The 23,403-nt window shown below is 68.5% G+C and carries 17 protein-coding genes; 7 read left to right on the top strand and 10 right to left on the bottom strand.

From position 1 onward, the window contains the following. Positions 1 to 127: 127 nt before the first annotated feature. Positions 128 to 2,545, bottom strand: coding sequence for an EAL domain-containing protein (locus AB0O15_RS32605; RefSeq protein ID WP_364326461.1), 2,418 nt, complete (start codon positions 2,543 to 2,545; stop codon positions 128 to 130). 157 nt (positions 2,546 to 2,702) lie between these two features. Next, positions 2,703 to 4,433 carry a S8 family serine peptidase gene (locus AB0O15_RS32600; RefSeq protein WP_364326458.1) on the bottom strand — a complete coding sequence of 577 codons (1,731 nt, stop codon included), beginning with the start codon at positions 4,431 to 4,433 and terminating at the stop codon, positions 2,703 to 2,705. Between the two features lie 264 nt (positions 4,434 to 4,697). Between AB0O15_RS32600 and AB0O15_RS32595 the strand changes: the two genes are divergently transcribed. Continuing rightward, on the top strand, positions 4,698 to 6,317 hold the full coding sequence (locus AB0O15_RS32595) for a methyl-accepting chemotaxis protein (protein WP_364326455.1): 1,620 nt from the start codon (positions 4,698 to 4,700) through the stop codon (positions 6,315 to 6,317). Positions 6,318 to 6,390: 73 nt separating this feature from the next. On the opposite strand, the gene AB0O15_RS32590 is transcribed toward AB0O15_RS32595, so the two are convergent. Continuing rightward, a complete protein-coding gene (locus tag AB0O15_RS32590) occupies positions 6,391 to 7,686 on the bottom strand; it encodes an HDOD domain-containing protein (RefSeq protein ID WP_364326452.1) in 1,296 nt (431 codons plus the stop codon). 400 nt (positions 7,687 to 8,086) lie between these two features. On the opposite strand from AB0O15_RS32590, the gene AB0O15_RS32585 reads away from it, so the two are divergent. The 3 genes from AB0O15_RS32585 to AB0O15_RS32575 all read left to right on the top strand — a co-directional run bounded on the left by AB0O15_RS32585 (position 8,087) and on the right by AB0O15_RS32575 (position 12,287). Next, entirely contained in the window at positions 8,087 to 9,799 is a 1,713-nt protein-coding gene (locus AB0O15_RS32585; RefSeq protein ID WP_364326449.1) for a sensor histidine kinase, read from the top strand. A 77-nt stretch (positions 9,800 to 9,876) separates the two neighbouring features. Then, positions 9,877 to 10,563: a response regulator transcription factor gene (locus tag AB0O15_RS32580; RefSeq protein ID WP_364326446.1), complete on the top strand. Its 687-nt coding sequence runs from the start codon at positions 9,877 to 9,879 to the stop codon at positions 10,561 to 10,563. Next, positions 10,563 to 12,287, top strand: a complete 1,725-nt coding sequence (locus tag AB0O15_RS32575; RefSeq protein ID WP_364326678.1) for a HAMP domain-containing sensor histidine kinase — start codon at positions 10,563 to 10,565, stop codon at positions 12,285 to 12,287. The genes AB0O15_RS32580 and AB0O15_RS32575 overlap by 1 nt, the downstream gene beginning before the upstream one ends. Here AB0O15_RS32575 and AB0O15_RS32570 read toward each other — a convergent pair. Beyond that, a complete protein-coding gene (locus AB0O15_RS32570; RefSeq protein ID WP_364326443.1) occupies positions 12,271 to 12,867 on the bottom strand; it encodes a hypothetical protein in 597 nt (198 codons plus the stop codon). The genes AB0O15_RS32575 and AB0O15_RS32570 overlap by 17 nt on opposite strands. Before the next feature lie 180 nt (positions 12,868 to 13,047). Next, on the bottom strand, positions 13,048 to 13,782 hold the full coding sequence (locus AB0O15_RS32565; protein ID WP_364326440.1) for a GH25 family lysozyme: 735 nt from the start codon (positions 13,780 to 13,782) through the stop codon (positions 13,048 to 13,050). Positions 13,783 to 14,199: 417 nt separating this feature from the next. On the opposite strand from AB0O15_RS32565, the gene AB0O15_RS32560 reads away from it, so the two are divergent. Then, complete coding sequence (locus tag AB0O15_RS32560) at positions 14,200 to 14,922, top strand: hypothetical protein (protein ID WP_364326437.1); 723 nt, start codon at positions 14,200 to 14,202, stop codon at positions 14,920 to 14,922. A gap of 905 nt (positions 14,923 to 15,827) precedes the next feature. Here the strand turns inward: AB0O15_RS32560 and AB0O15_RS32555 are convergent. Both AB0O15_RS32555 and AB0O15_RS32550 read right to left on the bottom strand, forming a co-directional pair. Continuing rightward, a complete protein-coding gene (locus AB0O15_RS32555) occupies positions 15,828 to 16,262 on the bottom strand; it encodes a DUF6294 family protein (RefSeq protein WP_364326434.1) in 435 nt (144 codons plus the stop codon). Between the two features lie 76 nt (positions 16,263 to 16,338). Beyond that, positions 16,339 to 16,824 (bottom strand): hypothetical protein, encoded by a 486-nt coding sequence (locus tag AB0O15_RS32550; protein WP_364326431.1) that lies wholly within the window; start codon positions 16,822 to 16,824, stop codon positions 16,339 to 16,341. Between the two features lie 309 nt (positions 16,825 to 17,133). On the opposite strand from AB0O15_RS32550, the gene AB0O15_RS32545 reads away from it, so the two are divergent. After that, positions 17,134 to 19,755, top strand: a complete 2,622-nt coding sequence (locus tag AB0O15_RS32545) for a tetratricopeptide repeat protein (RefSeq protein WP_364326428.1) — start codon at positions 17,134 to 17,136, stop codon at positions 19,753 to 19,755. Between the two features lie 447 nt (positions 19,756 to 20,202). Here the strand turns inward: AB0O15_RS32545 and AB0O15_RS32540 are convergent, their stop codons facing one another. Both AB0O15_RS32540 and AB0O15_RS32535 read right to left on the bottom strand, forming a co-directional pair. Beyond that, positions 20,203 to 21,216, bottom strand: a complete 1,014-nt coding sequence (locus AB0O15_RS32540; RefSeq protein ID WP_364326425.1) for a diacylglycerol kinase family protein — start codon at positions 21,214 to 21,216, stop codon at positions 20,203 to 20,205. 95 nt (positions 21,217 to 21,311) lie between these two features. After that, the gene (locus AB0O15_RS32535; protein ID WP_364326422.1) at positions 21,312 to 21,614 is read right to left on the bottom strand and encodes a hypothetical protein; all 303 of its coding nucleotides are present in this window, start codon (positions 21,612 to 21,614) and stop codon (positions 21,312 to 21,314) included. Between the two features lie 390 nt (positions 21,615 to 22,004). On the opposite strand from AB0O15_RS32535, the gene AB0O15_RS32530 reads away from it, so the two are divergent. Then, positions 22,005 to 23,036: an acyl-CoA desaturase gene (locus AB0O15_RS32530; RefSeq protein WP_364326419.1), complete on the top strand. Its 1,032-nt coding sequence runs from the start codon at positions 22,005 to 22,007 to the stop codon at positions 23,034 to 23,036. Between the two features lie 89 nt (positions 23,037 to 23,125). Here the strand turns inward: AB0O15_RS32530 and AB0O15_RS32525 are convergent, their stop codons facing one another. After that, positions 23,126 to 23,350 (bottom strand): hypothetical protein, encoded by a 225-nt coding sequence (locus tag AB0O15_RS32525; protein ID WP_364326417.1) that lies wholly within the window; start codon positions 23,348 to 23,350, stop codon positions 23,126 to 23,128. Positions 23,351 to 23,403: the final 53 nt, after the last annotated feature.

Raw genomic sequence — 23,403 nt, 5'->3', positions numbered from 1 at the left:
ATCACGGCCCCAGCACCACTCCTGATTCCCCCATCGGCGCGGAATCGCCCGGATCAAGCCGCAACGACCGCAATTTGCGACCCGTCCACCACCGTCCTGTTACCGGCCGGTCCGGGCGCAGCGTGGATCAGGCACTCGCGGCGGCGCGATCCGGCCGGAGTCGATGGGGCGAGGCGAGCCAGGTCGTGAACTGCCCCGCCGGCAACGGCCTGGCGATGTAGTAGCCCTGGATGGTGTCGCAGCCGCGCTCCCGCAGGTACTCGAACTCCGCTTGGGTCTCGACGCCCTCGGCGACGATCGTGAGGTCGAGGGTGCGGCCCAGGTGCAGGATTGCGTCGGTGACCGCCTGCCGGTCTCGCTTGGTGGTGAGGTCGCGTACGAAACTCTTGTCGATCTTGACTTCCTGGATCGGCAGCTCGGCGATCCGGCCCAGCGACGAGTGCCCGGTGCCGAAGTCGTCGATCGAGAGCTTGACTCCCAGCGTGTGGAGGGCCTCCAGGGTGAGGAGGCTGTGGGTGGGGTCGGCGATGATGCCGGTCTCGGTGATCTCCAGGGTGAGGGCGTTCGCCGGCAGCCGATACCGGTTCAAGGCGGTCCGGACATCCTCGACCAGGGTCTGGTCGGTGACCATCTGCGGGGACAGGTTCACTGCCACGGTGATGTCGTGCCCGGCGTGCCGCCACGAGGCGCACGCCTCGAGCGCGGTGTCGAGCACCAGGCGGGTCAGCGAGCGGATGAGGCCGGAGCGTTCGGCGAGCGGGATGAACTCTTCGGGTGGCACGCTTCCGTCGGGGCGGTGCCAGCGGCTGAGGGCCTCGGCCCCGACGACCTCGCCGGATCGCGGATCGACCTTCGGCTGGTAGACGACTTCGATCCCGCGTTGCTCGATGGTGCTGCGGAGGTCCGAGAGCAGGGTGAGGCGCCGCGGCGTGTTCTGGTCGTCGTCCGGCCGGTAGACGTGTACACCGGTTCGTGCGTCCTTGGCGGCGTACATGGCGACGTCGGCGCGTTGCAACAACTGGTCCGCGTCGGTGCCGTGCTCGGGTGAATAGCAGACGCCGATGCTGGCCGGCGTACTCAACGTGAGGCCATCGACCTCGATGAGTTCCGCGGCGGACCGGCGTACGTCCTGGGCGATGGCGAGGATCTCGCCGGTCGAGTCGGCCTGGGGGATGACCAGGGCGAACTCGTCTCCTCCGAGTCTGGCGACGGTGGCACGGTCGCCGAACCGGTGGCGCAGGCGGGCGCCGATCTCGCGGAGCACCCGGTCACCGACGGCGTGGCCGAGCGCGTCGTTGATCTCCTTGAAGCGGTCCAGGTCGAGGAGCAGGACGCCGACGACGCCGGGCCGCTGGATGCCCCGGCTCAGATCGTCGAGCAGGCGCGACCGGTTGGGCAGGTCGGTGAGGGCGTCGTGGGATCCGGTGTGCCGCAGGCGATCCACCAGCCGGGCGTTGGTGAGCGCCACCCCGGCGTGGGCGGCCAGCGCCTGCAGCAGGCGCAGGTGTTCGGCGGTGAAGGCCGCGGTGTCGGCGAGGTTCCCGCTGACGGCCAGCACACCGGTGGCGCCTTCCAGCGCGACCGGCACCGCCATCGCGTCGCGGTGCTCGCCGGCCGGCAGCAATACCGGCGTACCGTCGAGGGCCGGCCGCCACCAGTCGTCCGACCCCGGCTCGAAGGCCGTGGACTGGAAGTCGTCCTGCCCGCTCATCCGCAACCGGGCGGCACCATCGACCAGCAACTCGGCGGATTCCGCCCGGACCAGGTCACGGACCTGCCTCAGCACGGTGCGGGCCACGTCGTCGGCATCCTGGGAGCCGCTCAGCGTGCGGGTGAACTGGTACAACGCCTCGACCTGGGCGTGGCCTTGGGTCTGCTGGGCGTAGCGCTGGAACACCCGGTGGATCGCCAGGGCGAGCACAGCGAGCAGCACGGCCGCCGGCAGCTGGTCGCGGACGACGATCGCGGTGACCAGGCCCAAGGCCGTGGTCACGGCCACCAACGGCAGCTGGAACAGCCCCCGGATGTCGGCGCTGAGCAGCCGCCGCAACTCCTGGCTGTCGTCGTGGATCGCGATCACCGCGCTGATCGCGACGACGGACAGCAGGTCGGCGGCGAACGCCGCAGCGAACGCGGCCGTCCAGCCGACCGGGCCGAGCGGGTCCGACGAGCCGTTCACCAGGTGGAAGACACCAGCCGCCAGGGTCACCTGGGCGGCGTACAGGGCGAGGTTGAAGACGAGTTTGCTGCCTCGCTGGCGGCGGAAGACGGTCAGCCCGACCAGGCCGCCGACGAGCCGCACGAGGACCAGCAGAGCCGGCGAGAGCATCACCAGACCCAACACGAGCGGTACTTCGCTGAGGCTGAGCGTGTGCGCGCCCCGGCGAACCGGGAAGACGACGACGAACCGGTCGGCGAGCGCGAAGAGCACCGCCACGGCGATCAGCTTGACAAGTTCCCCACCGGCCACCGGAGGGACGTCGGTGAACCACAGGGCCTGCGCGGCGACGACGGTGCCCACCAGGCCGGCGCTCAGGGCGTTCACCCTGGCGTCCGGGTTACGGCACCAGCCGCGCACGCGGTGTACAGCCGAGACGGGGGCAGGCGCGTCTTGCATGAGCCCACCCCCTTCGCGGTATCCGACTCCATCCCAGTCGGCTGTCCGTCGGCGCACTTGAGCCTTGTCCAGTGGCGCCGCCGGGTCAGGTCCAGCTGCGGCCGGTCCAGGAGCGGCCGGTCCAGGTGCCGCCGGTCCAGGAGCGGCCGGTCCAGGTGCCGCCGGTCCACGACCGGCCCGTCCAGGTGGGCGAGGTCCAGATGACCGGACTCCAGGTGAGTGAGGCCCACGACGTACCGGTGAAGGCCGTGCCGGTCCAGACCCGGCCGTTCCAGGTTCCGCCGGTCCATGCTCTGCCGTTCTTCGCTGCCGCGGTCCACGTCGCCGGAGCCCACGGGGCGCCGAAAATGTCCTTCTCCCCGGCCAGGGTGACCCCGGTTGCGGCGTCGACGACATGCGAGCTGCCGCGGGCGCGTTCGAGGGTGCCCAGGCCGGTCGCCGCGGTGAAGGTCTGTGTGGCGTTCATCGGGATGGAGACCGTGGCGGCCTCGGCGATGTCGAGCTGGCCGGCGCCGGCCGCGATCGGGTCGGCCCCGCTGAGCGGGTCGGCCGTCTGCACGAGAAGCTTCTTGACCTGGTCGGGGTTCAGGCCGGGGCGCTGCTGGAGCAGCAGCGCCACCGATCCGGAGATCACCGCGGTGGCTTGTGAGGTGCCGCTGCCGCGGAAGAACCGGACGGTTCCGGCGGCGTCGGCGACCCGGGCGCCGGGATAGGTCGTGTCGATGTACGAGCCGGGCACCCGCAGTGACACCACGGACCGGCCGGCCGCCAGCAGGTCGGCGTGCCGGGTGGCGCTGCCGCGGGTGCTGAAAGTGGCCACCTTGTCGTCGGTACGCACATCGGTGCCGTTGGGGTCGGCGGCGCCCACGGCGATGACGTACGGGTTGGCGGCGGGCATGGTGACCCGCGTCGCGGTCGGACCGTCGTTGCCGACAGCGACGACCACCACAATGCCGTTCTTCCAAGCCGCCTCGACCGCGTACGAGAGGGGATCGAGCTTCTCGTCCTGGATCGAGTCGGTGCCGAACGACAGATTGAGCACGCGGATGTTGAGTCCCGGGTCGTTGCGGTGCTGCACCGCCCAGTCGATGGCCGCCACCACCTGCGAGACGTCGGCGGCGCCGTCCGCGGCCGCCACCTTGAGACTGATCAGTTTCGCGCCCGGGGCGATGCCCTCGAAGCCGGTGGAACCGCTCGCACCGGCCGGATCGCTTCCGGCGATGATGCCCGCCATGTGCGTCCCGTGCCCATAGGTATCGATGTTGGCCAGGCCGGGGGTCTGCGACTCGAACGACAGGTCAGGGCCGTTGACCACCTTGCCAGGCTGATTGAGCCCGGTCACCGGGGCGACACCGGAGTCGATCAGGGCCACACCGATCCCGGCGCCGGTCAGCGAGGCCGTATCGACGGTGCTGTCCTTCTTCTTGCCGCCGGCGGCCTTCTTGACCGCCGGCACGGTGATATTGGTCCCGCCGTCGTCGATCCACTTGTCCGCCTTCATCCGGACGGACCCGTCCGCGGTCACCTCGGCCACCCCGCGCGTGGCGCGCAGCCCCGCGAGCGCTTCCGAAGGGACCGTCGCGGAAAATGCCGAGATCAACGGAAGGGACCCATCCACCGTGCCGCCCACCTGCCGGATGGCCGCTTCCACCCGACCGGAATCCCGACCCGAGTCGGCCCGCACGATCACGTCGACCAGCGGGCCGGACCGGCCATCCGCTGATGCCGGCGCCCCGATCGTTGTCACGCCGACCAGCAACCCGATCAGCCCGGCCACCACTCGCCCGGCCGGCCGCCGCAGATTTGATGTCGCCATCTCGCTCCTCTTCCACCCGCCCGGGAGCCCACAGAGATCCCAGTGACGCAAGTGCGAGCATCGTCCAGCCGCGTTGAGACTTGAGGATTCCGGCAGCCGTTTCCGGGCCTGCGCCACGCTGGTGACCGTGTGCGCCGAAACGTCGGCCGCCCGCCCGGCGGAAACTCCCGGTGACTGGCGGCTACGAGTGCACTGATCGGTATCAGCGGCGCCGGTAATCGAGAAGCTCTTCGACGCGCGGCGACTGACACTAAGGTCCGGACTATGACGGGAACCATGCGGCGCTGGCGGATCGCCACGCGGGTCGTGCTGATCGCGGTGCTGGGCGTGGCCGTCTCGGCCGTCCTGCTTCTGACCGCGGTGTCCGGATTCCGTACCCAGCTGCGGGCCGGGGAAAAGACGCAGCAGGTCATGGAACTGACCCGTCAGGCCCTGGAGGCCAAGTTCCGCACCGCCGACGTGGCCGGCTGGCAGACCGGCTACGCCTTCGACTTCACCCGCGGCGTCCCCGACGCGTTGTCCGACAACGCCGGGCAGCGTAAGGAGTTCCTGGCGTCGGCCGCCGCCCTCAACGAGCTGTACGAGAAGCTGGCCCAGGGTGACCTCGACGGCGACGAACGTCGGCTGCTGGACCAGGCCCGCCAGTCCTTCACGACGTTCCTGGAGATCGATCAGCGCATCGTGCAGGGCTACCGCACCGGCACGACGGCGTCCGTCGAGGCGGCCAACGACCTGGCCTCCGGGGAGTCGCTCGACGCCTTCGGCCAGGCTTCCACCGCCACCAGCACGCTCGCCGACAACGTCAGCGCCGAGGGCGCCCGGGCCGCGCGGGAAGCCGCCGCCGCGGCCCGGGACGGCCGCCAGACCATGATCATCACCGGGATCGCCGGACTGCTGCTGTCCGTGCTGATCTCGCTGGTCGTGATCCGCAGCATCAACGGGCCGATGCAGGCGTTGCGGCTGCGGCTGGCCGACATCGCCGAGGGCGAGGGCGACCTGCGGGCGCGGGTGCCTGAGGCCGGCAACGACGAACTGACCAGCGTGGCGCGGTCCTTCAACCAGTTCGTGGCCACGATCGCCGACGCCATGCGGGCCGTCCACGAGCGGTCCCAGCTGCTGGCCGGCAACTCGCAGCAGCTGACCACGGTGTCCGGCGACCTCTCGGCCTCGGCCGAGGAGACCAGCCGGCGGGCCGAGGCGGCCAGCAGCGCGTCGGAACAGATCACCGCGAGCGTGCAGGCCGTCGCCGCCGGCGCCGAGGAGATGGGCGCGTCGATCGGCGAGATCGCGCGCAGCGCCGGCGAGGCCGCCCGGGTCGCCTCGGACGCCGCCACCGTCTCGGCCACGGTCACCGGCACGGTCGGCAAGCTGGGCGACTCCAGCCGGCAGATCGGCGAGATCGCCAAGGTGATCAGCGCCATCGCCGAGCAGACCAACCTGCTCGCCCTCAACGCCACGATCGAGGCGGCCCGCGCCGGCGAACAGGGCAAGGGCTTCGCCGTGGTCGCCGGTGAGGTGAAGGAACTGGCCTCGGAGACGGCCCGCGCCACCGCCGACATCGACACGCGCATCGCCGCCATCCAGACCGACACCGCCGACGCGGTCAACGCGATCGCTCAGATCACCGACGTCATCGACCGCATCAACGCGCTGCAGATCACCATCGCCTCGGCCATCGAGGAGCAGACCGCCACCACCGAGGAGATGACCCGCAGCATCGGCGACGTGGCCACCGGCTCGGCCGGCATCAGCTCCGACGTGACGGCCGTGGCCACGACCGCGGGCGCGACCACGGCCGGCGTGTCGGCGATCCGCGGGGCCGCCGGTGAGCTGAACCAGGTGTCCGGCGATCTGCGTACGCTGGTCGGCCGATTCCGCTTCTGACCGGCGGCAACCAAGAGTTCAGCGAGTAGGTTTGGGATCCGCGCGAACAGTGAGATCTCGCCGGTGGCGCGTTTCAGAAGTGGTAAGCGCCGAGCAGGTCAGCGAATTGGCTCGACGACAGCTGGGCGCCTCGGGATCCCTCACCGGAGTGGCTTGTCAGCTTTGTCGACCACGCCATAGCCTCGAGGAAACTGTGCAGTGCCTTCTCCGGACTGATCAACGCCGCGAGCCGTTCGCCTGCCCCCTGCTCGAAGCTGCGTACAGCAACCAGGACCTCCCCGAGTTCACCCGAACCATCGACAAGCGCCCGCCTGACGTCATCTGTCAAGGGCAGACGGCTGGCCAGGTCGGACGGTCGGTGACCGATGAGGTCGGCGACGCCGGACAGCAGGCCCGTCGTGAACGCGGCATCCGCCGGCAAGCTGCGGTGGTGAGCAACGGTCTCGCACATCCTCGCCCTGGCCATGGTGTTGGTGAGCTGTTCCTCGGTAGCCTCCGCGACGTCGCTCAACACCATGAGTGTCACCCACTGCCGGATCTTGTCGAGACCGAGAAGGGCGGCGGCCTGCTTGATGGTGGACACCCGTGCGGTCAAGCCCGACGCCGCGGCGTTGCATGCCTGTAGCAACCGGTAGGCGATGGCGGCATCGCGCGCAATCAGCCCAACGACCTCGTCGAAGTCGGCCTCCGCTGCGTTGAGCGCGCCGAGAAGCTGCAAACGGTGCAACCGGCCCGGGGCGATGCTGGTCGTCGAGGCGACGTGCGTACGGCCAAGGATGTGGCCCTGGAAGAACTCGAAACCGCGGTCATATGCCCGCCGGAGGTCATCTTCGGTCTCCAGCTGTTCGGCGACGAGCTGAAGTTGAGGATGTTCCCGGCAGACTTCGACAACGCGATCGAGCGTCGTCTCGTCCAGCTCGCGTACGACGACTTTCACGTAGGTCGCCAAACTCAGAAGCCTTTCATGGCGGCCGATCATGAAGTCGTCGAGCGCAACGGTATAACCATCGTCGACCAGCCGCGTCACACCGCCGACGACCTCATCGTCGATGTCGACGGTTTCTACCACCTCGATCACCGCATCGTCAGGGCCGAAGGGAACGGGCAGCTCGCCGACCAGGAACTCCCGGGTGACATTGACGAAACAAGAGCGACCGCCCACCAATTGTTCTATTCCGAACTCGGTGAAAGCAGCAACGATCACCCGGCTCGTCGCCGCGGCGGAACGCAGTGTGGCGCTGGTCGCGTTCTCGGCATCCCGGAAGAGCAGCTCGTATGCAACGAGGGCGCCGTCGCGGTCGTAGATCGCCTGACGGCCCACATGAGTCACCGGCAGTCGCGCCGTTTCCACCTGTTGCTGATGGTCCATAAGTCAATGTTAATCGTCAGCAGAGCGCATCATAGCCAGTTTAAATCAATTCACTCAGGCAACTACCCGTCCGCCCACTGCGATCATGCCATCACGTCCGGTGGCGTGACGGAAAACGCGGAAATGGAGTTCGGCTGAGCCGGCCGGCGACGTCTCGCCCGACGGATGCGACGGCTGCTGCCGATGGAGCGCGAAGATCGATCTCGGCCAACGCGGCGAGCCTGCGATGGGCAACCGGGCGCAGGCCCCCTGGTCGCCCGTTAGGCGCCTTGGCTTGCATCGGCCCTGTTGCGGGCGGAAACGGGACGAGCCGGCACTCGCGGTGGGCGGGCGCCTGGGGCCGGGTCGGCGGTGCCCGCGATCGGTTCCTGTTGCAACTTGCACGAGCGATCATCGAGTCGTGCGTGGGCTGCGAGAGTATCGGCCGTCCTGGCTGCGGTGGCGGTTCGTGGCCGTCCCGGTGGTCATCTGGCTGGTGCTGACCACGATCGGCGCGGCGGGCCTTTTGCATGCTCAGCACAACAGTCGCGAACGGCAGGTCCAGCTTTTCGAGCTGCGGGTCGCGCTGATGGGCGACTTCGTCACCAGCTACGTCACCGATCTGATCGAGCGGGAACGGGCCGTCGCACTCGCGGTCCTGACCGGACCCGCGGTGAGCAGACACGACTTCAACCGGATGGTGTCCGGATTCGGCTATCCGGCGGCTGTCCTGCTCGACGAAAGCGGCCGGGTTCTGCACGTCGCCCCGGACAATCCCGCGATCGACGGCACGGACCTCACCGATCGGTACGCGCACCTGCGCACCGCGGTGAAACAACGGCGCCCGGCGGTGTCGACGGTGGTGCCGTCCGCCGCCCGCGGCACGCCGGTGGTCGCGTTCGCGGTCCCGTTCGACACCGCTTCCGGGCCTCGGGTGTTCTCCGGCGCCATCGACATCCGCCACAACCAGCTGTCGTCCTACGTATCCACCGCACTGTCGCTGTCCGGGGTACGCATCCAACTGGTCGACTCCTCCGGCGCCATCGTGGCCGCCAACCGGCCCTTGTACGACGCGATACCAAACTTCACGGGCGACGACCCCACCCTGGCCGCCGCCCTGCGGCACCAGCCGACCGGCCGCTACGAGCAGGACGGCAACACCTGGCGCTACGCCTCCGAAGCCATCCCTGGCACACCATGGCGGCTCTCCGCCACCGTGCGCGAAGACGTCCTGGGCGCCGCCAGTGCCGATAGCCAGCTCGCCGGCAGCCTCGCCCTGACCGCCGCCGCGGTCGTCGGGCTGATCGTCGTCGCCGCCGTCGCCCGCAGCCGCCGCAACCGCCGCGACCTGCAACGCAACGAAGCCGAACTAGCCCAACGCGCCGAACAACTGCAACAGGCCAACGCCCAGATGTCGGACTTCCTCGCCATGCTCACCCACGACGTCAGGCAGCCCCTGGCCAACGTGGTCGCCACCGGCGAACTCGTCCTGGCCGACTGGGAAGAGATCGACCAGGACACCAAACATCACTACCTACGGCGCATGATCCACGCCGGCCACCGCGCCAGCGACCTGGTCGGGGAAATCCTCACCCTCGCCCAACTCGACGCCGGCGCCCTGGTCGCCCGCCCCGTCCGGCTCGACATCGCACACGCCGCCCGGGAAGCAGCCGGCGCCCACAACACCACCCTCGAACAGCCGATCATCGTGGTAGCACCCGACCAATGCACCGCACTGGCCGACCCGGCCCTCCTGCAACTGATCCTCGGCAACTTGCTCGGCAACGCCACCAAATACGGTGCCCCACCGGTCACCGTCACCGTGGTCAACGATCCGGACCACGTCCGCATCCACGTCGCCGACCACGGCGAAGGAATACCCGAAGCGTTCCTGCCCCACCTGTTCGACCGGTTCAGCCGCGCCGGGACCGGCATAGCCACCACCAAACCCGGCACCGGCCTAGGCCTGTACTTCGTCCGCCAATTGGCCAACGCCAGCGGTCTGACCATCGACTACCGACCCAACCACCCCCACGGGGCTGTCTTCGACCTGACGCTTCCCCACGCCCCACCACAGCGAACCGCCGCCGGCCGGGACGGTCTCGCCAACGGCGTGCCCGGCATCTTCGGTTAGTCGGTCAGGAACCTGTTAGCCCGGAGCAACGATCCGTACGGCGAAATCGCTCGCCTCGTCTGCCTATAGTGCCGCCCGTGTGCGCATACGTGCTGATCGCCGAGGACAACGAGCGCCAGGCTGAGGCGCTGCGGCAGTACCTGGAGGCCGATGGCCACCGGGCGGTAGTGGTGCACGACGGGCAGTCGGCGCTCGATCACGCGCTGCGGTCGGCGCCGGATCTGCTCGTGCTCGACGTGATGCTCCCGGTCATGAACGGGCTGCAGGTGTGCCGGCGGCTGCGGGAGGGTTCGTCGGTGCCGGTGCTCATGCTGACCGCGCGCACCGAGGAGGAGGATCAACTCGTCGGGCTGGAGCTGGGCGCCGACGACTACCTGACCAAGCCGTACAGCCCCCGGGTCCTCGCCGCGCGGGTCCGCAGCCTGCTCCGCCGCGCCGCGGCGACGCCGGACCCCGGCGGGATCCGCCACGTCGGGCAGCTGACCGTGGACCCCGGGCGGCACGAGGTGACCGTGGCCGGGCGGCGGATCGAGTGCACGCGGGCCGAGTTCGCTCTGATCGACGCGATGAGCGCGCAGCCCGAGCGGGTCTTCACCCGCCTCCAGCTGCTGGAAGTCATCAACGGCCTGGACCGCACCTCCACGCGCCGGGCGATCGACGTCCACGTCCTCAACCTGCGCCGGAAGATCGAAGCGGATCCGCATCGGCCCGAACTGCTGGTCACCGTGTACGGCGTCGGATACAAGCTCACCGGCGGCGCGTGATGGCCTCCCGCGGCGTTCCGGTGCACCGCAGCATCGTGGTGCGGCTCCTGGCGACCTCGATCCTCGTGGCGATCTGCGCGGTCGTCGGCACGGCGTGGCTCGCGGTCGAGACGACGACCCAGGCGATCCGCCAGGAGCAGGGCCGCTCGCTCGCCGACGATCAGCATGTGTACGACGTCCTGACCGGCTTCGCCGCCACTCACCGCGGCTGGGAAGGGGTCGCCCCGGTGCTGGACGGGCTGGCGCGGCGGACCGGGCAGCGCATCACGCTGCTGACCGCGGACCGGCAGCCGATCGCGGACACGCACCCCGGACCGTCGCCCACGGACCGCCGGCCGACCGCGACGATCGATCCGCTGGTCGGCCCGGACCCCAGGGCGGTCGGGCCTTATCGGCTGGCGAAGGACGAGCGGGCGATCATGCGCAAGTGGGCCGACGGCGTACTCGGCTGCATGCGGAACAACGGCGTTCGCGGCGAGGCGGTCGAGGAGCCGACCGGGCAGTTGGTCGTGCGGCCGCGGCCCGCCACCGTCGGGGACGTCGCCGCCGAGAGCTGCGGCGGCGTCCGGTTCCCGAATCTCATCCGGACCGAGTCCAGGGCGCTGGACGACCTGGGGCGCCGGATCACCCGGTGCATGGGCGCGGACCCGCCGATCACCATCGGGCCGGGCTTCGTCACGAAGGAGATCTCGTCGCCGAAGCTCGACGCGTGCGTCATGAGCGCGCGCCGGGCCCAGCTGCGACCGTACGTGGCCCCGCCCGCGCTGCTGTACGTCGGCGATCCGGTCGCGCCGGGCGAGCCCGAGGTGTTCAGCCTGTCCGGTGACAACGTCGGCCGGATCGCCTGGGTCACCGGCGTGGTCCTCGCGCTGACCGTGGCGTTCACGGTCGTCGCGGGACTGCGCCTGGTCCGGCCGCTGCGGGCACTCGCCGCCGCGGCGGGCGCCCGGGAGCCGATGCCGGTCGCCCGCCGGGACGAGATCGGCCATCTCTCCATGGTTCTCAACGACCTGTCGGAGCGCCGCGACCGCTCCGAGCAGCAGCGCAAGGCCATGATCAGTGACATCGCGCACGAGCTGCGCAGCCCCATGACGAACATCCGGAGCTGGCTGGAGGCGGCCGAGGACGGCGTGACGCCCACCGATGGGCAGCTGCTGGCGCTGCTCCTCGACGAGACCTCGCAGCTGTCCCGCATCCTCGACGACCTGCGGGACCTGGCCGCCGCGGACGCGGGCACGCTGCGCATCCACCCGGAACCTTTCCGGCTCGGCGACGTGCTGGGGGTCGCGGCGGACGCGCACCGGGGCACCGCGGAGGCGGGCCGGGTGCGGCTGACGACATCCTTCGACCCGCGCGAGCCGGTCGTGGCCGACCCGGTCCGGATGCGCCAGGTCGTGGGCAACCTGCTCTCCAACGCCGTCCGGCACACGCCACCCGGCGGCACGGTCGCGCTGCGGGCCGGCGTGACCGGCCCGGCCCTGCTCATCGAGGTCTCCGACACGGGTACGGGCATCGCGCCGGACGACCTGCCGCACATCTTCGACCGGTTCTGGCGGGCCGACCGCTCCCGCGGGCGCAACACCGGCGGGAGCGGCCTGGGCCTGGCCATCGTGCGCGATCTCGCGGAGGCGCACGGCGGGACGGTCGAGGCGGTGAGCGCGCTCGACGCCGGAACGACCGTCACCGTACGCGTCCCCGCCCGGCCCCTCAGCGGTACGTCTTGATCCGCTCGGCGAACGCCTCGTCGATGCACTTGTCCTCGGTGTCGCCGGCCCGCATGAACTCGCCGGAGTCCCGGTAGGCGAGCCGCAACTCGGGCTCTTGGACGACCCGGGCCTCGAACCCCTTCTTCTTGAGGCACTTGGCCGCGCTCCGCAGCAGGTCGGCGAACTCCGGGTTGGTGCGCCGCTCCACCTCCAGCCAGCTCATCGGCTCCTTGCCGGCGCAGGCGGTCTTCGCGGCCCGGACCTTCTCGGGGGAGGGCGAGGGCTGCCCCGCCTTGGTCTCGCCGTCCTTCGACGACGGTGCTCCGTTGTCGCGAAGGCACTTGAAGTAGATGCGTTCGAGGTCGCGGATCTCCTCGCTGCCGGCGTCGGGCCGGATGATCGCACCGATCTCCGGCCCGGCCGGCGCGGAGGCCGGCGCGGAGGCCGGCGCGGAAACGCTGGGCGGCGCGCTCTGCAGGGTGGCGACCTCGTCACTGCTCTTGCCGGCGGTCCGCGGCCCGGCCTCGCCCCCGCAGGCCGTGACGGCCAAGACGGCGGCGGTCGCCGCGAGGAGGAGGGGCACTCTGCTGAATGTCATGCCGACGAAGATCGCAGCGGCATGTCAGCGAGTGGTTAGCGTTGCCGAACGGTCCGCCCTTGTCGCACGGACGGGCGCCCGGACCTGGGTGCGGCAATGGAGGTCACCCGCGTCCATCTGCGCCGGCCGCCCGTCTCGCGAGACCGCGGCGATGTCGCCCGGCCGCCGCCCGTCAGCTGGTCAGCCGACCGTGGCGAACCTGGTCAGCTGTTCCTGGCTGCCGTTGAAGACGTTGAGGTCGACCTCGCCGTTGATGCCCGGTACGGAGCCGGACTGGCTGTATTGCCAGAAGGTGTAGCGGCTCCAGCCGTTGGGCAGCTGCGGCTGAGGGTCGGGTTCGGCGTACCAGAGGGGGTTGTTCGCGGCGAACTCGCCGTTGCCGCCGGTGCAGCTGTTCCACCAGCTGCGGTTGGTGTAGATCACGACGTGCCGGCCGGTGCGTTCGCGGTAGCGGTCGGCGAACTGGTGGATCCACTGCACCATCGCCGCCGGTGACAGGCCGGCGCAGTCGCCCTCGAGGTCGAGTGCGCCCGGCAGGGTCCGGCCGTCGGCCGACCAGCCGCCGCCGTTGGCGAGGAAGTAGTCGGCCTGGACCATGCCGTTCGACCGGGCCGGCCGGGCGAAGTGGTACGCCCCGCGGATCATCCCGACGAGGTAGGCCTGCAGGTAGTTGACGTCGAAGTAGGTGTCCTTGATGGTCGTTCCCTCGGTGGCCTTGATGTAGGCGAAGCGTTTGCCGTTGAGCGCGACGGTCGCCCAGACGACGACCGTCTGGTAGTGCGACACGTCGATGCCCTCCGGGCCGGTCTGCTGGATCTGTGGCTGGGCCGGCGCGGCTGTTGCCGCGCCGGCCGGCAGACCCAGGCTGAGGGCCAGAGCGGTGACCGCGGCTGCGGCGGCCTTGACAACGCGCATGACTGTTCTCCCCTTGCTCGCACGCCCGTCAGGGCGCTGGTGGCTGCTGAGGAGTCCGATTACACCCAGTGTGGATCGCACCCGGGCATGCCATTCGATTTACATCGAAACGGCATCGAAGGCTGTCACGATGGGACTTTCGGAGAAGCGAGGGTTGTACGCCAACGCGTGTATGCCCTCGCCGAGCGGGCCGAACAGGCCAGGGATCTTCCGCATGCCATCGTTCGCGGGCGGGATAGGCGCGTTCTTCGCGCCCGGCTGCGCCGATCCGCCAACCGATCGGCGCCGCCGCGGCAACGGTTCGCATAGTCCACATCCGCCTTCTGGCGCGACCACCGGAAGCTCTCGCAGTCGATGATCGGGTGCACGCTCATCGGCAGATGCGTGCGGTGTTGCGTCTATCGAGACTCGAACCACATGACGACGACCTTCTCGCCCCTGCTGGACACGGCACTCGGCGGAGCAGCAAGATTGACGCACCCCGATGCGGAGGTGCCCAACATCATGACGACGCTGTCCGTGGACGCGGCGCGCAAGGTGTGTGAGATCGGGCTGACCGTCATTCCCGTGTTCGCGCTCGCGTTCCTCGTCAGCGAGCGCGACAAGCTCCGGATTCCCCTGATCGAGCCGCCACCCGCGGGCGAGTCACCGGAGGAGAGCAACCGGCGGGGCCGGCCCGGCACCTACCGCCAGCGCAACTCGGATCCCGTCGAGTTCATCCCTGCCACGGATCTTTCGACTGCTGTCCAACTAGCCACTGGACTTCCGTTTCTGCTGGCCTCGCTGATCGGCTTCATCGTGGCCCTGCTCGGGCTGATTGTTCGGCCCGCACCGTGGCTCCTGGCGATAGTGACGTCATGTCTGCTGATCGTCGTGTTCTTGTTCTTCGTTCACGTGGCACTCAATATCGCCCAGTCTTCCTTCCAGCAGGCCGCCACCGGAACGACGCCGGCCGAGCGCGTCCGAGCCGTGTTCCTCGGTCGAGAGCGCGGATATCTGGGATCAACTCCGAATGATGCCAACGCCTATGAACGGATCGGCTTGGCGGCCCTGCGTATCGGATTTCTCCTGTCCGCGTTGGGCGTACTGACTTTCGTCGGAATCAACGTGTTGATCCTTGGCTTCGTACGCCTCGGCTGAGCGGACCGCCGGCCGACGCCCAGTAGGCAGGTCGAGCTACGATTTGCTAAGTAATCATGCAGACGTGAGCAGTGCACATGACGTATCCCGACTCGCTCTTGCCGCAGGCGTAAGTGTGGTCCCAACACTCGACCGACTGGCGCAAGAGGGGATCCGTTGTGGTTTGGTCGCCGCCTGGCCCGACCTTGATCTCGAATTTGATCTCCGTCGGGACCGGCATACCGGCGTTGGCGCGACGCATCAGGAGATCGCGGCCAGCCGCTTGGAGAGCGGCGACATGCGAGGTCACGCTTTCGGCCAGATCGAATAGAACACGCCGAGTCTCGTCGGACGCCGTGCTTGAAAAGTGCACCTGACTCTCGGGCTGCATTTCTGGTACCTCCGGTTCGTTTTAGCCGGTGTCGTTGAAGTTCAGGCGTAATTTTTACGACCACAGCCTCCGAATCGGAGGCTCTCTGGAAACGTTGAGCATTCCGGGCACGGCTCGTCACATGCATCAGTGGTGGTGGATCAGGCGTCGTATGTGGTTTCTGGGGTGCCGTTGACTCGAACAAGTGAGTTCTTAACGCATGCCGTAGAGTCTCCGCGGAGTAGCTGATAGGTGCACGTTGCCGACGTCCAAAAAAACCCCGCTGTCCGGATCGCCTACGTGAACTCCGGGTTCTCTCTAACACGATGCGGCGACTTCGGGCCGGCCGGCATCCGCTGAACTACGCATCCATGCCGCTCCGAGTACGTATCCGCGCCGCTTCGGTACGTACTTTGAGTGACAAACCTCTATGCCAAGACCCCGCCGCCTTCGTCTCCACGACACGCTTGACAACCCAGCCCGAGCCCTTAACTACCCGGCATTTGGGCTAGCCGGCCGCTGTTGTTGCCGCCGGCTCGTCGCTGTTGCGAGACCCTCAACAGTGAAAAGACATCGATACCCGGGCGATGTGCGGGAAGATGTAGGCGCCGAAGAAGATCTGGTTGGCGCTGATCCATTCGATGGGGGTCGGGCTCAGGGTCGGTGACCAGATCCATCCGTGCTGCCACAGCGGAACGTCGTGGTTGTCGAGGAATAGGAACCTTGATCCCCAGGAGTCTTCTCCGACGTTCCTCGACATCACGGTCGCCTGCCATCGGGCGGTTCCGTCATCGAAAATGTCCAACCGGTTTCCGCCCAGCGTGCATCCCCCTGAGAACAGCCTCGGCCAGGAGAACGACAGCGTCGCAAGCGTCGCACTGGCCGGGATGTCTATCACGGTTTCGCTCAGCGCGACGCCGGATGCTGGCGCATGCGTGTGGGGGTGCTCATCATCGTTGATTGCGGCGGTGGCGTCTTTCGAGTCGGTCATGGCGTGGTCCTCCATACGTACCGCTTGGTGGTGGTGCGCCTCGGTCTCGAACGTGCTTGCTGCGGCGGTCGTCCGCTCATCCGATCTGTTCGTAGACCTTGACGGAGTAGAACAGCCAGTGATCGTTGTTGGCGTTGCGCAGGGCCCAGGGGTGCCAGCCTTGTTTGGTGATGGTTTCGGTGAATTCCAGGTCCGCGTCGCCGGCGGCGACCGTGACCGGCGTACGGTCGTTGAGCTTGTAGCGGGTGGTCGCGGTGACGTCGGTGGTCAGATGAAAGACCACCTTGTAGGTGTGTGGCCTGTCGTCCGGGACCGCGTACATGGGCACGGCGCTCTGATTGATGGACGGGTCCAACACCTTCGGGTTGAAGTTGACCAGGATCGGGGTGAACGCGTAGACGCCGTAGAGCGTCAATACGCTGTTGGGGGTCTGCACGTGAGCTGGGTCGAGTGTGGCGGCCAACGACCACGCGGCGTCCGGGGCGGATTCGATCTGCCTTTGCTGCGACGCGGTCCGGCCCTCAGTGGCGGCAGCGGCCGCGGGAAGCACTCCGAGAGTCATGGCGGCCGAGGTAAGCATGAGTGCCAGGCGGCGAAGGGCGGGCTGTCGGTGCCTGAGTTGATGGCGCACTGCGAGTCTCCTCGATCACGATGTCGTCGGCGGGAAGTCCCGGCCGGCTGGGGTTGGCTTACCGACGAGGTTTCCGTGGCGGCTTGCCGCGTGGGGAAATCCCAGACAAATCCAGCAGGGAACATCCACTTGTCCCGATCATGTCCGAGTGGCAGATCGTGGACACGAGCCCGACCTCACCTGCCGCGTCGATACGCTGAACGAGCGTTCTCGACGGTCACCTATGCCTAGGGATGATCTATGGATGCTGTGCGGCCGGATGATGCGTTCGCCGCGATTCCGGACCCGGGCCGGGCCCGCACTCTCGATGAGCTGATCGACGAACTGCGGTCGTTGAAGGTGTGGGCCGGGGACCCGTCCTACGAGTGGATCACCAGCGAGATCAACGACGCGTGGACCGCCGCCGGTCGCCCGGCCGGGGAGTCGGCCAAGAGGCCCACAGTCGGGGATTGTTTCAAACCCGGCCGGCGACGGCTGAACACCGACCTCGTCATCGCGATCGTGCAGGCCCTGCACCCTGACGTGGGATACGTGACCCAGTGGCGCCAAGCGCTACGAGTAATCGGTGGGGAGACCCGGGCAGCGGCGCAGGTGCGGACCCAGGACCGGCTGCCGCCGGACCTGGTCGGCTTCACCGGCCGCAGCACCGAACTCAACCAGCTCCGCCAGGCCCTGCACCACAGCCAGCAAAATGGTGGTGCGGTGGTGATCTCCGCGATCGCGGGGATGGCCGGAATCGGCAAGACCCAACTCGCCATCCACGCCGGGCACCTCCTCACCGGCGAGAGGCCGTTCGACCGGGTGCTGTTCGTCAACCTGCGCGGGTTCCACCCCGACCCGGCCCAGCCACCCGCCGATCCGGCCGCCGTCCTCGACGGCTTCCTGCGCCTGCTCGGCGTGCCCGGCCAGCAGATCCCGCACGACCTGGACGCCCGCACCACGGTCTATCGTGGCCAGCTTGCCGGCGTCCGTGCCTTGGTCGTCCTGGACAATGCCGCCGACGCCGATCAGGTCTGGCCGCTGCTACCGGAGACCCCGGGTTGCCTCACCCTGGTCACCAGTAGGCGAAGCCTCGCCGACCTGGACGCGGCGACACAGCTCACGGTGGACGTGTTCACGGCGGACGAGGCCCGGCAATTTCTGACCCGAGCCGCACCCCACGTTCCGATCGGTGACGATCCCGACGCGGCGGCCCGGATAGCCGCACGTTGCGGCTATCTACCGCTGGCGCTCGGGCTGGTTGCCGGGCACATGCGGGCCCAACCGGGCTGGACGCTGACCGATCACGCCGACCGGCTCGACGAACGCCACCAGCAGCGGCGCCTGGACACCGGCGTCGAACTCGCCCTCGACCTGTCCTACCAACACCTACCAGCCGACCGGCAACGACTACTGCGACTACTGGCGCTGCACCCGGGCCAGGACTTCGACGCCTACGCCGCCGCCGCGCTGGCCGACACCGGCCTTCACACCGCCCAGACCCGCCTGCACCACCTGTGCGGCGACCACCTACTGCAACAGAGCACCCCCGGCCGGTACACCTTCCACGACCTGGTCCGCGGCTACGCCAACACCCGCGCCCACGACGAAGACCGCCCGCCCGAGCGCCGCACCGCCCTGACCCGCCTGTTCGACTACTACCTGGCCACGGCCGCCGCCGCCATGAACACCCTGCACCCCGCCGAAGTCCACCACCGACCCCATACCCCTCCGCCCCGCATTCCCCGACCGGGCATGCCCGTGCCGGATCTGACCGACCGCGGCGCCGCCCTTGCCTGGCTGGATACCGAACGGCCCACTCTGGTCGCGGTTGCCGCACACACCAGTACGTACGGCTGGCCCACCCACACCGTCCGACTGTCCATGACCCTGTTCTGCTACCTCGGCGGTGGACACCTCGTCGACGCCGTGGCCGTGCACGGCCACGCCTACCAAGCCGCCTGCCACGGCCGCGACCCGATCGGACAAGCCCACGCCCTGACCAACTTCGGCGACACCCACCTGCGGCTTGGCCGGTTCGAGGCGGCTGTCGAGTGCCTCCAAAATGCCTTGAATCTGTTCGAGCAGGCCGCCTCCCCGGTTGGTCAGGCTCGCGCATTGCGTACCCTCGGCATCGCCGAGACGTACCTGGGCCACTACCGGCCAGCCGCCCGCCGAATCAAGAAAGCCCTGACGCTGTACCAGCAGGCCGGCGACCGACTCGGCGAAGCAAATACGCTGATCAACCTCGGCACCGTCGAGACGTACCTGGGCCATTACCGGCCAGCCGCCGACCACTACGAGCAGGGCCTCATCCTGTTCGGACCGGACGGTGAACGGGTCGCGCAAGCCTACGCGCTGAACGGCCTTAGCGAGCTTGAGATACGAATAGGTCGGCCGGGGCCGGCCGTCGACCATCTTCAGCAGGCCCTGCGTCTGTGCCGGCAGGCCGGCAATCGCATCGGCGAAGCCTGGACGCTCGACAGCCTTGGCAAGCTATACACCCGCCTCGGCCAGCCTGCCCAGGCCACCGAACACCTCCTGCAGGCCGCCGTCATCCACCGCGAGACCGGCAACCCGTACGGCGAAGCCTGCGCGCTCAACGGCCTCGGCGAAGCCGCACACACCGCCAGCCACCCCTCCGACGCCCTCACCCACCACACCGCCGCCCACACCATCGCCGCCGACACCGGCGACCGCCGCCAGCAGGCCCGCGCCCTCATCGGCCTCGGCCACGCCCACCACACCCTCAACCACCCCGGCCAAGCCAGCCAGCACTACCGGCACGCCCTGACCCTCTACATCGACCTCGGCGTGCCGGAGGTCGACCAGATCCACGCCTACCTCGCCGCCCTCGACGACAACGGCTCAGAACAGCGGTGATGGGAACACCCGCTGGTTGCCTTCAGGGAAGGTCCCGGCCCTGGTCACCTGACCGTGCTCGCGTCCGGCCGGAGTTGGATGCGCACGTCGTCGTCGTACGGAATGATCAGGGTCCTGCTCTGCTTGGTCCATTTTCCCCGGCACCACGACTGGCCAAGTCCGGAAGCCGCACCTCGTACGACGCCTGACGAATTCAGCGACCGCCGCCGGCCCACATTGATTCCGGGCCGGCGGCGATCGCTGTTTCTGTGGCGAAACGTTTGTCGACCTCAAGCGAGGGTGGCCACCGAGCGCTCCGCAAATATCGGTCCGAACGCCGCGACAGTGGAGGCGCTGCTCACCGCGGGTGCCGACCCGAACGGCGGCACCCCATCCGTGGTGGCCACGGCGAATTCTTCAAGCTCTCCGAGATGGCCTTGCTGCTGAGGGAGCAGCGGTCCCCACGCGTCAGCTCGCCGAAGCACTTGCGTCGACGGCTGCACGGATCTCGTCCGCCTGGCGGTCGGTCGCGGCGGCGTCGTGGGCGAGGTCGGGGTCGGTGGCGGGCTGGGGCACGCAGAGCAGAAGCGCTTTCGGCCGTACGGTGATCAGCAGTTGTTTGCCGGCCTCGATGAGGTCGCCGTCGAGCTGGCGTGGCTGGATCCGCTTGCTGTTGATCTCCACCCGGGTGGCTGTGAAGGTCTTCATGTTCGAGACCGTTTCCTTGCGTCGGATGACTCCCCAGCCCAGTGCCAGCCAGTGCCGCAGAGTACGCGGACTGAGGATGGCGACATCGAGCAGCCCGTCGTCGGGCCGGGCGTCGGCGAGCAGCCGCATTCCGCCGCTGAGCCGTCCGACGTTGCCGACGATCACAGTGCGGGGGCGGCAGGCGAACGACGGCCGGTCGTCGAGGGTGACGCGGACCCTCATGGGCCGGTCTCGCAGGTGCCGCGCTGCTCCGGCGGCGTAGGCGAGCCAGCCGATGTGCTTCTTCGCGGTGTCGTTGGTCGCGTCGAGCATGTGGGCGTCGAAGCCCATCCCGGCCATCACGGCGAAACTCTGCTCGCCGACGGCGCCGACGTCGATGCGCCGGCGTCCGCCCTGCAGAACGACCTCGAGCCCGGTAGCGAGGTCGCCGGTGAGTCCGAGGTTGGCGGCCAGCAGGTTGCCCGTGCCCGCGGGCAGCACGGCGAGAGCGACGTCGGTTCCGGCCAGGGCGGTCACACATGCCATGACGGTGCCGTCACCGCCGCAGGCGAAGACGAGTTCGGCGCCGTCACGCACCGCCTGAGAGGCCTGGCCGGATCCCGGGTCGTCGACTGTGGTCTCCAGCCACATGGGCTTCGGCCACCCAGCGGCGGTCAGAGTGGCCGTGATGGTGCGGCGGAGCTGGGGCAGGTCGGGCACCTTCACCGGATTGACGACGACGGCTGATCGCAGAGCGGCGGTCGGTGATGCGACGGGCTTGGTGGGAGCGTCCACGGGGAGTCCTCGAATTTTCTGGCGGCGAAGCAGCACATGAAACCGCCGCCACCCCGGACGTCGATGTCCCGGGCGGCGGCGGTCGTGGGAACTGATCAGACGTCGGAGTCGCGGCTGCCGGCCTTGGCCAGCCCTCGGCTGACCATGTAGCCGATGGTCAGCAGGGTGATGTAGAGCCAGGCCCGGTCGGCGCGGAAGTAGTCGCCAGCGGCGCCGTTGTCACCGTTGCCGTTGCCGTCGACCGCCACGGACGCGATCAGGATCCCCACGGTGATGACGACATACGCGATGAACTCCGTGGTCTTGAAGGCGGCCTTCGTCTCGGCCGAGCGGCTACGCGGAACCCGGTCGGTGGGAGTCACGTCGTGCCGAGAAGTTTCCAGGTTGGAGCGGGTCAAGAAATTCTCCAGGTGCGATCAATGCCCGGCCAGCATGTCGTGCCTCGCATTGCTGCGGCTGGTTAAAGGCGAATGAGCCGAAGAAGCGGCTTCCCGATGACAACTGTTTGTCACCGTCGATTCAGCGGATACCCGGGCCGTCCGGGCACAAACAGGAATGCTCCCGCAGGTTCGTCACCGGTCCCGCCGGCTCACGCGCAACCGATGAACGCCCATACCGCTTGCCTACCGTTTACGGCCTTGCCGAGCGGGTAGTCGTTGAGAACTGCAGTCGTCGCCCTGGGGCGGTGACGCGGCGGCCGCCCAGACTCCGCGGCCCTGTCATCAGCTCACGCCGGCCCGCCCGACAGAGACGTCGTGTCTGGCCGTCAGATTTCTAGGAGTCGCGCGATGAGCGCATCTGTTACGCAGCGGCCGCGGACGGCCGGCAGCGATTTCGCCGTGCTGAATCGTCAGATCGTCAACGCCGGACTGCTCGAACGACGTCCCGCCTACTACGCCGCGCGGTCGAGTGTCGTGGCCGCGATGCTCGCCGGCGGGTGGGTGGCTTTCTTCCTGATCGGCTCTTCCTGGTGGACCGTGGCCGTCGCGGTGTTCCTCGGGATCGCCTTCTCACAGGCGGCGCTATTGGCGCACGACGTGGCCCACCGACAGGTGTTCCGTACGAAGAGGCCCAGCGAGCTGGCCGGTCGGATCGCCGCGAACGTGGCGGTCGGGATGAGCTACGGCTGGTGGATGGACAAGCACACCCGCCACCACAACAACCCCAACCACGACGATCTCGATCCTGACGTACGACCTGAGGTGCTGATCTGGGCCACCGAGTCCGCGTGGGGCCGGCGTGGTTTGAAGGGCTTCATCACCCGTCATCAGGCCGGGTTGTTCTTCCCCCTGCTGACGCTGCTCAGCATCGATCTGCGTATCTCCAGCTTCAAGGCGCTGCGGCGGCCGGGCATGAAGCGCCGCGGCTTGGAAGCCGGCTTGATGGCGTTGCATCTGGTCGCCTATGTGACCGCGTTGCTCGTCGTGCTGTCCCCGCTGCAGGCGCTCGTGTTCTTCCTCGTGCACCACGCGGTGTTCGGCGTCTACCTGGGAATGACGTTCGCGCCGAACCACAAGGGCATGCCGCACCCGACCGGCGACGAGGACTACTTACGCAAGCAGGTGGTGACCTCACGCAACGTCGCCGGGGGCCGGCTGATCGACGCGGCCCTGGGCGGCCTGAACTACCAGATCGAACATCACCTGTTCCCGGCGATGCCCACCCCGAACCTGAAGAAGGCCCAGCCCCTCGTCGAGGCGTACTGCCTGCGTGCCGGTGTGCCCTACGTGGAGACGAGCCTGGTCGAGTCGTACCGGCAGGCGCTGCGTCACCTGCACGAGGTCGGTGCCCCGCTGCGTACGGCGCGATGGAACCGGTGACAGCGGCCAACTTTCTCGGTAGTCGGGTAGTCCTGCGGGCCGTCGTCGGAGGGATGCCGGCCCGCAGGACGCCTCCGTCAGTGTTCGCGTCAGCCTGTCGGCTCGGTCTTCAGCAGTGCCATCGTCAGTGAACCTTTTTCAACGTGGCCAGGGCCGTACGGAGCGGCGCCGGTCAACGGCGCTGAAGCCTCCGGCCGGTCGCCAGGTTGAAAAAGGTTCAGTGTCAGCGCCGCGGTCACGGTGGTGATCGGCGCTACCTGAGTAGGAAACGCCCGCCGCATCGTCGGGTGGAAGACCTCGAATCGATGTGACACCGATCTGATCCTGGCCGCGCTCGAGTACGGCATCTGGTCACGCGACGTCCGTG

Origin of the sequence: Actinoplanes sp. NPDC089786 (genome assembly GCF_040684855.1) — a bacterium.
Classification (GTDB): Bacteria; Actinomycetota; Actinomycetes; order Mycobacteriales; family Micromonosporaceae; genus Actinoplanes.
Note: the sequence above shows the minus strand (reverse complement) of the source record. Positions and strands in the feature narration are given on the sequence as shown.